This window comes from uncultured Devosia sp., from assembly GCF_913055165.1.
In the GTDB taxonomy this organism is placed as follows: domain Bacteria; phylum Pseudomonadota; class Alphaproteobacteria; order Rhizobiales; family Devosiaceae; genus Devosia.
The window spans coordinates 16,918-28,009 of sequence record NZ_CAJXJS010000048.1 but is presented as its reverse complement, the minus strand read 5'-3'; the positions used below and the strand labels follow the sequence as shown (position 1 = coordinate 28,009).

Annotated in this window: 5 protein-coding genes; 3 read left to right on the top strand and 2 right to left on the bottom strand. The window is 62.2% G+C overall.

Annotated features, from left to right (window positions below; all coding sequences use genetic code 11):
• On the top strand, window positions 1-1,469 hold a 1,469-nt coding region (locus QZ564_RS14390), incomplete at its 5' end, for an EAL domain-containing protein (protein ID WP_297111295.1).
• A 39-nt stretch (window positions 1,470-1,508) separates the two neighbouring features.
• Here QZ564_RS14390 and QZ564_RS14385 read toward each other — a convergent pair.
• A complete protein-coding gene (locus QZ564_RS14385) occupies window positions 1,509-3,359 on the bottom strand; it encodes an ABC transporter ATP-binding protein (RefSeq protein ID WP_297111292.1) in 1,851 nt (616 codons plus the stop codon).
• A 323-nt stretch (window positions 3,360-3,682) separates the two neighbouring features.
• Between QZ564_RS14385 and pepN the strand changes: the two genes are divergently transcribed.
• Window positions 3,683-6,319, top strand: a complete 2,637-nt coding sequence (gene pepN / locus QZ564_RS14380) for an aminopeptidase N (protein WP_297111289.1) — start codon at window positions 3,683-3,685, stop codon at window positions 6,317-6,319.
• A gap of 367 nt (window positions 6,320-6,686) precedes the next feature.
• Complete coding sequence (locus tag QZ564_RS14375) at window positions 6,687-8,183, top strand: PAS domain-containing sensor histidine kinase (protein ID WP_297111286.1); 1,497 nt, start codon at window positions 6,687-6,689, stop codon at window positions 8,181-8,183.
• 3 nt (window positions 8,184-8,186) lie between these two features.
• Here the strand turns inward: QZ564_RS14375 and QZ564_RS14370 are convergent, their stop codons facing one another.
• The gene (locus QZ564_RS14370; protein WP_297111283.1) at window positions 8,187-11,066 is read right to left on the bottom strand and encodes a bifunctional [glutamine synthetase] adenylyltransferase/[glutamine synthetase]-adenylyl-L-tyrosine phosphorylase; all 2,880 of its coding nucleotides are present in this window, start codon (window positions 11,064-11,066) and stop codon (window positions 8,187-8,189) included.
• Window positions 11,067-11,092: the final 26 nt, after the last annotated feature.

Genomic DNA, 11,092 nt, shown 5'->3' with positions numbered 1-11,092 from the left:
TCCTGAACCTGTCCCCTGAGGTTTCGGTGAACATGGTGCTGGTCGTGGCGGTGTTGCTCGTCATTCTCCTGAGCAACTCGCGCGACTTCGCCGACCTCGTCGCCTCGCGCAGCGCAATTGCCCAGCGGCAATTGGAGACACAACGTCTGGGAGAGGAAAACAATCGCCTGGCCAATATCGACAGCCTGACAGGTTTGCCCAACCGTCGCAGCTTCGACCGCCACCTGACGGACGCGCTGAGCCGGGCCGAGGCCGAGGGAAGGCAGATCGGCGTAGCGCGCCTCGATCTGGACCGCTTCAAGTCGATCAATCAGATCTTCGGCCAGCTTGCCGGCGACAGAGTTCTGGTGGAAGCCGCGCGCCGCATTGTCTCCTTGCGGCGTGCCGACACATTCGTGGCGCGTCTGGAGAGCAATACGTTCGGCCTGATCTATGAGGCGCCTTTTGACAAGCAGACCCTGGCCAATGCAGGCGAAGTGCTGTGCGGCGCCATGCGTCTCTCTTTTGACCAACCGGAAGGCGTCATCCGCCTTTCCGCAACAGCCGGATTGGCCGCTTCTCGACCCGGCGATAGCGCCGACAGCCTGTTTGATCGTGCCGACTATGCACTTTCGAGCGCCAAGAGGGACGCACGCGGCAAAGCGGTGGTGTTCTCTGCCGTTCACGCCCGGGAAATCAGCAAGGTGCGGCACATGGAGCACCTGTTGCACTCTGCAGACCTGGACAACGAGATCTATGTCCTTCTGCAGCCCCAATACGACGTCTCGTTGGGTGCCACGACCGGCTTTGAGGTGCTCGCCCGCTGGCGCAGTCCGGAATTGGGAGAGGTCTCACCTGCCGATTTCATCCCCATGGCCGAGCGCACCGGCCGGATCAGCAAGATCACGCAAAGCGTGCTGCGAAAGGCCCTGGCGATCAGTCAGACGCTACCGCCCCACATTCGCCTTTCGGTGAACCTGTCCGCCCACGACATCGGCTCGACAACGGCGATCGAACAGATCGTGGCGATGTTCACCCGCAAGACCGGCCGCTGCCAGATTGACTTCGAGATCACCGAAACCGCGGCCATGCTTGACCTCAAGCAGGCAAACGAGTCCCTGCTGACGCTGCTCGGACTGGGGGCCCGCATCGCCCTTGATGACTTTGGCACCGGCCACTCGAGCCTGACCCATGTGCAGCAACTACCGCTGCACCGGATCAAGATCGACCGCAGTTTCGTGGCCGGTGTTCCCAACAATCTGGCCAGCCGCGCCATCGTCAAGACGATCATCGATCTCTGCCGCAATCTGGGCCTGTCCTGCGTTTTCGAGGGCATCGAGACCGAAGAACAGTTGCGGGCGCTTGTCGCGCTCGGAGGCTCGGTGATGCAAGGTTATTTCTTCGGCCGGCCAATGGCCGTTGACGAAGTCGAGGACTATCTGCGTCGCGAAGGCTCGCTGCAGCAGCTAGAAGACCTCGCCACCGGCTAAAAGAAGGCGAAGCAAGGCCCCGCCCTCCTCCAAGTTCGGTTATTGCGCCGCAACCTCGGATTGATCGACATCGAGGAAACCACCCGACTGCCGCGCCCAGAGCTGGCTGTAGATGCCGCCGCTATCCACCAGTTCGGCATGCGAGCCCTGCTCGACGATCACGCCCTTGTCGAGCACGACGAGCCTGTCCATCATGGCGATGGTCGACAGGCGGTGCGCGATGGCGATCACGGTCTTGCCCTGCATCAGCATCTGCAGCTGACCCTGGATGGCGGCCTCCACCTCGGAATCGAGAGCGGACGTCGCCTCGTCCAGCACCAGGATCGGTGCATTCTTGAGCAGTACGCGGGCAATGGCGATGCGCTGCCGCTGGCCGCCCGAGAGCTTGACGCCACGTTCGCCGACATGAGCGTCATAGCCCTTGCGGCCCTGCGGATCGGTCAGTGTCTCGATGAACTCGGCGGCTTCGGCCTGCTCAGCCGCCGCACGCATCATCTCCTCGGTCGCGTCGGGACGGCCATAGAGGATGTTCTCGCGGACCGAGCGGTGCAGAAGCGAGGTGTCCTGTGTCACCACACCGATATTGGCGCGCAGGCTGTCCTGCGTGACCTCGCCGATATCTTGCCCATCAATGAGGATGCGGCCATCGGCCCGGTCATAGAAGCGCAGCAGCAGGTTGACGATGGTGGATTTGCCCGCGCCAGAACGACCTACCAGTCCGATCTTCTCACCTGGCCGGACATGCAGGTTCAGCCCGTGAATGACACCGGAAGTCTTGCCATAGTGGAAGGCCACGTTCTCGAACTTGATGTCACCATTGACCCGGGGCAGCGCCTTGGCCTCAGGCTTGTCCGTGACCACACGCGGCAGGGAAATGGAGTTGATGCCATCCTTGACGGTACCGATGTTCTCGAACAACGAGGACATTTCCCACATCACCCACTGGCTCATGCCCTGGAAGCGCATGACAAGACCCAGCGAGACTGCCAGGGAGCCGGGAGTCATCAGCCCGCCCATCCAGAGCCAGATACCCATAGCACCGACGGCAAAGAGCAGCAGCGCATTGGACCAAAGCACAAGGATGTTGAGCACCGTGAACAGGCGCATCTGGCGGTACACGGTGTCGAGGAAGCCATCCATGGCCTCCTTGGCGTAGGCCTCTTCGCGATTGGAGTGGCTGAACAGCTTGACCGTGGCGATGTTGGTGTAGCTGTCGACGATGCGGCCGGTCATTATCGAGCGCGCATCGGCCTGCGCCTGGGAAATCTTGCCCAAGCGCGGGATGAAGTAGATCATGAGCGCAATGTAACTTGCCAGCCAGATCAGGAAGGGAATGGCCAGGCGCCAGTCCGTCGATGCCGCCAGGATCACCGCACCGGTGAAATAGACGGTGACGTAGACCAGCATGTCGAGCAGCTTCATGACCACTTCGCGCACAGCGAGCGAGGTCTGCATCAGCTTGGCGCCGATGCGGCCGGCAAACTCATCCTGGAAATAGCTCATCGACTGACGGATCAGATAGCGATGCGCCATCCAGCGGATACGCTGGGGGAAATTACCCAGCAGGGTCTGGTGCATGGTCAGCATGGAAACCAGCATGATGGCCGGCACGATGATCACGATGATCGTGCCCATCAGCCCCAGCTTCCAGCCATCGGTTTCGAGGAATGTCGCTGGATCGGCATCGGCGAGCCAGTTCACCACATCGCCGATGAAGCCAAAGATGATGATTTCGCCAATTGCCACCAGGGCGGCGGAGACCGCCATCAAGGCCAGCCAGCGTTTGGCGCCGTGGCTATAGTGCAGGCAAAATTCCAGCAAACCCTTGGGAGGCTCGACGGGATCGCCCTTCGGGTAGGGGTCAAGTCGGGATTCAAACCAGCGCAACATGTCTCAAGACCAATCATTCATTCGGCGGTTCGATCGTGCGGCCACGCCTTGCGATCTCAACCGGGGTCGAGATCATGGTAGTGGGGCCGACGGTCGGGTGCCGTGCGGAAATTTCGGAACCACCGCTCTTGCGACCCGGATCGGTGCAGAGGAACAGCGTGCAGGCGGCTGCCTAGCGCCTCCTCCCTAATGGCGCCCCAATTGACGCCACAAGAGTCATGCTATGCAGTCGAGAGCCGCATAGGATACACGAGAACTCAGAGTCGGCTGTCACCGGACGGCCACACCTTGTAACCAGAACATCACGACAATTGGACCGCTTCATGCGCACCGAGAGCGAACAGACCATCTACCTCAAGGACTATGCCCCGACTCCATACCGGATCGTGTCAGTAGAGCTGGATTTCAGAATTCTTGAGGAGAGCACCCGTGTCAGGGCGCAACTGACAATTGAACCGCGCGAGGAGACCGCGCCGGGAACGCCGCTGGTGCTTGATGGCGACGAACTCAAGCTTGATTCCATTGCCCTGGATGGAGCGCCACTGGTGCTCTCGGCCTATGCAAGTGACCCCAACTCGCTGACCCTGGTGGAGCCGCCGCACAGGCGCTTCGTGCTTGAAACCGAGGTGACGCTGAACCCCGCCTCCAACACCAAGCTGATGGGACTCTATCGCTCCAGCGGCACCTGGTGCACGCAGTGCGAACCCGAAGGCTTCCGCCGCATCACCTATTGCCTGGACCGGCCCGATGTGCTTGCGCCTTTCAAGGTGCGCATGAGCGCACCCAAAACGCTCGCTCCGGTCTTGCTGGCCAATGGCAACCTCGTCGACAAGGGGGAACTGGGCGACGGCATGCACTATGCCGTCTGGGAAGACCCCTTCCTCAAGCCGGCCTACCTGTTTGCCCTGGTAGCGGGGGACCTGGGCTCGATTACTGACAGCTTCACCACGATGAGCGGGCGCAAGGTCGACCTCGGCATCTATTGCACTCACGGCAAGGAAGCGGAATGCGCCTATGCCATGGATAGCCTCAAGCGCTCGATGGCCTGGGACGAACGCCGCTTCGGTCGGGAGTATGACCTCGACGTCTTCAACATCGTGGCCGTCTCTGACTTCAATTTCGGCGCGATGGAGAACAAGGGCCTCAATATCTTCAACGACCGGCTGGTATTCGCCAAGCCGGAGACCGCGACCGATGCCAATTATCACGGCATCGAGCGGGTGATCGCCCATGAGTATTTCCACAACTGGACCGGCAATCGCATCACCTGCCGCGACTGGTTCCAGCTCTGCCTCAAGGAAGGCCTGACGGTCTTCCGTGACCAGGAGTTCACCAGCGACGAGCGCAGCCGCCCGGTACAGCGCATCCATGATGTGCAGAATTTGAGGACCAGCCAGTTCCCCGAGGATGGTGGGCCGCTGGCGCATCCACCACGTCCGGACAGCTTCCGGGAGATCAACAATTTCTACACGACCACTGTCTACGAGAAGGGCGCCGAGATCGTGCGCATGCTGGCCACGCTCCTGGGCGAAGACGGCTTCCGCAAGGCCATGGATCTCTATTTCGAGCGCCATGATGGCGACGCGACCACGATCGAAGCCTTCATCAAGGTATTCGAGGATGCGAGCGGCCGTGACCTCAGCCAGTTTGCCACCTGGTATCTGCAGGCCGGAACGCCACAAATCGGCGTCTCCGACAATTATGATGCAGCCAGCCAGACCTATACTCTGACCCTCACCCAAAAGATCGATCCGACCCCCGGTGAGCCGACGAAGAAGCCGCTGCTGATCCCGGTGCGCTTTGGCCTCATTGGCCCCAATGGCAGTCCCATGGGCTGGAGCGGCGTCTCCGGCGGGACTGTGGAGGGCGACCTTATCCTGCTCGATGCCGAGAGTGTGACGCTCAAGTTCAGCGGCGTGGCCAATAAGCCGGTGCCCTCGCTGTTCCGCGGTTTTTCGGCCCCGGTCAAGGTCACTACCAGTCTCAGCCAGAACGACTTGCTCTTCCTAGCCCGACATGACAGCGATCCGTTCAACCGCTGGGACGCCCTGCAGACGGCTTCGACAACCCTCATCGCCAATGCCGCACAAGGTCGTGCCTGGTCGGACGGCGATGTTGATGCGCTGCGCGCGGCCCTGCTCGACACGCTGGACAATCCCGATCTCGATGATGCCTTCAAGGCCCAAGCGCTGGATATTCCGGCCGAAACTGTGGTCGGTCGCCATATCGGCAAGGACGTCGATCCGGATGCCGTGGCCGCGGCACGCAAGGCGTTGGTCCAAGCCATTATTGGCCCGGTCAGCGAGAAGCTCGTCGGCAAATACGACGCCCTTGCGACCAGTAATGTTTACAGTCCCGACGCCGCGCAGGCTGGCCGGCGCTCATTGCGCAACGGCATCCTGTCGTTGCTGATGACCGGATCGGACCGCGGTACGGCCCTGGCAGCCAGCCAGTTCCACGATGCCACGAACATGACCGACCGCTATGCGGCTATGGCCCTTTCAGTCCGCAACTGGACCGAAGAGGCGACGGCGCTGCTGGGCGAGTTCCGCACTCGTTTCGGCGGCGATCCGCTGGTGTTTGACAAGTGGCTGACGGCTTCGGCCCAGGCGCCGGACGAGGGAGTCATCGAACGCATGCGGGCAACGCTGGCGGCGCCGGACTTCCCCAAGACCAATCCCAACCGTTTGCGGTCGCTGCTTGGCAGCTTCGTGATGAGCAATCCGGTTCAGTTTACCCGAGTGGACGGCGCCGGCTTCCGCTTCATCACCGAGGCCGTCGCGGAAATCGACAAGATCAACCCGCAGGTGGCGTCCCGTATCCTGACAGGTTTCCGTGTCCTGCCGATACTCGAAGCACCCCGCCGGGAGGCCGGCCTCGCGGCCCTGAGGTCCCTCTGGGAGCAACATAAGCTGAGCCGTAATGTCGGGGAAATCCTCGATCGGATTCTGGCCGGCTGAATCCGAAACACGGGGGAGCGGCAATGCCGCTCCCAGCCCACCCGAGCCCCTCCACCAGTGGGCGATTTATTTGGAAGATTTTTTCTTCACCGCTAAGTGATTCAGCCGACTCTGCTTTTTCCGATGCGGCCCAAATCGCCCCCGACACAGCTCTGGACAATGCGGGCAGACCTGATTCATACCTTGTTAAGGGCAAATCTGGTTCGGGGCTAAACCCTTTCAAAGGATGGAGAATTTCATGCGGTCGTCGGGGGCATCCGGCGCCGGCGCACTTGGATTCCGCGTCGGCACAGACACACCATCAAAGCGCTCCCGCCCGATCAACCGCCTCCAGTTGAGGTGGCGACTTTCACACACAAGTGCCGCGGTGGCTGCGACCGCCTTTCTCGCCGCCAGTCTCTTTGTGGCCTATGACGTCGCCCGCACCTTCGCCGAGGTCCGGAGCGAACTGGCCGCAATCGGCGAACTGCTTGTCGCCGACATGGCCATGCGTTCAACGGAGGAGGTTCAGACCAGTCTTGAGGAGTCCACACAGCGGAGCGGCGGACTGATCCGGGCCAGCCTGACTGGCGGCACGATATCCGGCGCGTTGAGCGCCACAGTGCCGGCAGACCCCCATGGCATGATTGCCCTGGAAATGGATCAGATGGCCGCCCTTTCCGAGATCAGCGGCCGTGGGGCGGCAGCGTTTGGCCTGGCGGGCCTGTTGACCCTGGCATTCACGCGGCGGCGCAAAGGGATGCCTGCCGCTGAAGAGCGCGACAGCTACCGGCACCTTGCCTCTGCGATCCCGATGGGCCTGGCCTGCTGGACCAGCGAAGGGACGCTGATTGTCTGCAATGACCAGTACCGCCAGCGCCTCGACCTTAGCGATACAAGGGTCACCTATCATCAGGCCGTCAGCCGCCTGATCGCGGGGGGCTATATGAAGCTGGTGCGGGAAGATGACAGCGTCCGCCTGCTGGAGCTTCACCGCGAGGATGGCTCGTGCCTGCAAATTGATGAGCGCCCGCTCGGAGACGGCGCCTTCATGACGCTCGTGTCAGACATCACGCAAAGCAAACGAACCGACGCCTTGCTCCAGACAATTCGTGAGGAACAGCGGCTGCTGGCGCGACGCTACCACGAGGAGAAGCTGAAGGCAGAGGCGGCCAGCCGCGCGAAGACGAACTTTCTGGCCCATCTCAGCCACGATATCCGCACCCCGCTCAACCATATCATCGGCTTTGCTGAGCTGATGCAGCAACAGACCTACGGGCCGCTTGGCGATCAGCGCTACGCCGACTATGTCGACACGATCAAGTCTTCCGGGGAGCATTTGCTCAACTCCTTCGCCGCCATTCTCGATCTGGCCGAGTTGGAAGGTGGGCGCAAGACCCTGCGGCAGGATCCAGTGCTGCTCGACGAAGTGATGCAGACGGTTGTCGACCGCTTTGCCATACAGGCCCAACGCGCTGGAATTACCCTCCAGATAGGTCGGGAGACGGGCGCAGTCCTGCGCGGCGATCGTCTCGGGCTGACGCGTATGATCGGCAATATCATGGACAATGCGCTGCGCTTCACCCAGCCGGGCGGACAGGTGACCTTGGCCAGCTTTGCCGCCGATGATGGGGTTGTCATCGAGATCAGCGATACCGGGATCGGTATGGATGAAGATCGTCTCGCCGGCCTGAGCCAACCCTTTGCGCTCGGGGATGCCAGTTTTACCCGCGACGGGGTCGGACCCGGGCTCGGTATTTCCATCGCCCGCGCCATTGCCGAACTCAGCGGCGGCAATCTCGCCATCGACTCAAGCCCGATGCTCGGCACGACAGTGGCCATTTCGCTGCCCACCGAACCGGCGGCGGCCGAGCTGGCCGCCTGAGCGCTAAAGAGCCCTGGCGCTTTCGTACCACTCCGCGGTCGCCGCTTCGACTTCTCCCCGCATCTGCATGATATCCAGTTCCAGCCGCCCGAAATCGGGATAGTTGGACAGATGCGCCAGCAATTCCTTGAAAGCCGGCGTCCAGGCTTCCTCCTTGAAGGGGCTGATCAGCGCCGAACTCATCACCTGCAGCACCGTCGAATAGAGCGCATGGATATCGGCCAGGCGGTGGCCGTTGGCGAGAAGCCCTACAGCGCCCATCTGGGACAGGACGCGTGCCGTGGTGTCCTGCGGCAAACCAATCCGGGCACCGGCCACCAATTGCCCCGATTGCGCGACGAACTCAAGGTCGACAAGCCCGCCGCTCACCAGCTTGAGGTCAAAGGCGTGGCGGGGCTTACGCTCGCGCGCCATCAGCTCCCGCATGGAAACAACGTCGTCGATCGTCTTCAGGACATCGCGAGGCCGGGACATGACCTCGCCGATCTCTGCTTCCACCTTCTCGCCCAGCCGTCCGGTGGAGGCGACGACGCGGGCGCGACTTAGCGCCAGATGTTCCCAGGTCCAGGCATTGTCCTTGTGATAGGCGCGAAAACCCGCAAGGCTCGTCGCTAGCGGACCGGAATTGCCGGATGGCCGCAGGCGCATGTCGGCCTCGTAGAGCACGCCTTCGGCCGTGGGCGCGGAAACGGCGGCCACCAGGCGCTGTGTCAGCCGGGCGAAGTAATGCGGCGTTGAAAGCTGCCGCTCGCCATCGGACTCGGTATCGGGTGCATCGTAGAGCAGGATGAAGTCGAGATCGGAGGTGAATGTCATCTCCCGGCTCGCCATCTTGCCGAAAGCCAAAAGGGCAATCTCTGCACCCCCGATGCGGCCATGGCGGACGGCGAACTCGTCCTGCACCTTGTCGAACAGGCGGTGGAGCAGAGTTTCGGCCAGCGCCGTGAACTGTTCCCCTGCCCCGTGTGCACTGACCGTTCCAGAGAGCAGGCCCGCCGCGACGAGGAATTTCTGTTCCTGCCCGATGATGCGCGCCCGGTCGATCAGGTCCTCATAGGATCGGGCGTCGGCGAGAAAGGCGTCCACCTTGGCCACCAGCACGTCCCGATGGGTCACGTCGTTGGCGAAGGCGGGATCAATGAGCCCATCCATGACATGGGCCCGGTGAATGACAGCCTCCGCCATGCGCGGTGCCGAAGCCATGAACTGCACCAACAGAGTGCGCAATTGGGCGTGGTTGCGCAGCAGCGCAAACAGCTGCACCCCGGCGGGCAGGCGCCGCAGGAAGTCATCCATGCGCGCAAGGGCCTCATCAGCATTGCCGGCGCGCCCGAGCGTTGCAAGCAGGGCCGGTAGAAGCTCTGTCAGGTGCGCGCGTGCTGCCGATGTGCGGGTCGCTGCATAGCTCCCATAGTGCCATTTGCGGACCGTCTCGACAGCCTTGTGGGCGTCGGCAAATCCCATGGCGGTGAGCGTTTCGAGAGTTTCCGGGTCGTCATCGCTGCCGGTGAAGACCAGATTGCCGTCTTCGGATCCCAGCGTCTCACCTTGGGTGAAGAGTTCGGCATAGTAGCGGGCCACGCGTTCGAGCGCCGCCCGATAGACCCTTTCGAACTCCTTCAGGTCCCCCTCTCCCATCAGGCGACCAATAACCGCGACGGCCTCGGGCGTCTCGGGCATGATGTGCGTCTGCTCGTCGCGCAGCATTTGCAGCCGATTTTCGACGGCCCGCAGATACCAGTATGTCTGGGTCAGCTCTTCGGCGGTCTGTGCGCTGATCCAATCAGCCTGAGCCAACGCGGCCAATGCCTGCGCCGTCGGCCGAACGCGCAGCGCCTTGTCCCTTCCGCCGGCGATAAGCTGCTGGGTCTGCGCAAAGAACTCGATCTCGCGGATGCCGCCCCGCCCGAGCTTGACATTGTGCCCTTCGACACGAATGTCCCCGACCTTCTTGGAAATATTGATCTGGCGTTTCATCGCCTGGATGTCGGCGATGGTCGCGAAATCGAGGTGCTTGCGCCATACATAGGGCGCCAGGTCCTTGAGAAAGGCTTCCCCGACGGCCTTGTCACCTGCGCAAGGGCGCGCCTTGATCCAGGCGGCGCGTTCCCAGTTCTGACCGCGCACCTCGTAGTAGGCCAGCGCAGCATCCACCGACAGGGCGACCGGCGTCGAGCCCGGATCGGGCCGGAGGCGCAGATCGGTGCGGAACACATAGCCGCCCGCTTGGCGGTCCTCCATCAGTCCCACCAGCTTCTGCACCATGCGCGAATAGATCTTGGTGGCCTCCATCGGGTCCACGAGAACCGGCTTCTGCGGATCGAAGAAAGCGACAATGTCGATGTCTGAAGAGTAATTGAGCTCCCGCCCGCCATGCTTGCCCAGGGCAAATAGCGCAAGGCCGGAATTGGCGGCGGTCGCCTGTTCGGCCGGAACGGCGAGCTGTCCCTTCTCGAAAGCCTGGCGCATGAGCAGGTCGAGCGCTGCTTCAAGCGCTGCGTCGGCCAGGTCTGAGAGAGCTTCGGTGGCGCGCGCCGTTGTCCAGGCGCCCCCAGTCTCGGCAATCGCGGCCAGGAGAGCCGTGCGTCCCTTGGCCAGCCGAAGGATACGAGCTACGTCCGTCTCGTCATCCTCACGTCCGGCACGGGCCACCTCCACGACAAGGTCAGCAAAGGCCTTGTCAGGTTCCTCTACGAGCGCACCAGCCAGCCACTCGGCATGGTGGCGTGCCAGCTCAAGCAAATAGGGAGCTGCTTCCAGCAAGGGGCCGATAGCGTCGGCCTCGTGCCGCAGCGCGCTCGCGCAGTCTTCTGGCAGTTCGGCGAGAAGAGCCTCGAACTGGGGGGTCTCGGTGGGCGGCAGGGGAGTCAGAAGAGTGCTCATAAAAGAGGCATAGCCTGCCCCCAAAG

Bases quoted from the DNA above. Each gene is read 5' to 3' on its own strand.
- QZ564_RS14370 (WP_297111283.1), bottom strand. From the start codon at position 11,066: ATGAGCACTCTTCTGACTCCCCTGCCGCCCACCGAGACCCCCCAGTTC.
- pepN (WP_297111289.1), top strand. From the start codon at position 3,683: ATGCGCACCGAGAGCGAACAGACCATCTACCTCAAGGACTATGCCCCG.
- QZ564_RS14385 (WP_297111292.1), bottom strand. From the start codon at position 3,359: ATGTTGCGCTGGTTTGAATCCCGACTTGACCCCTACCCGAAGGGCGAT.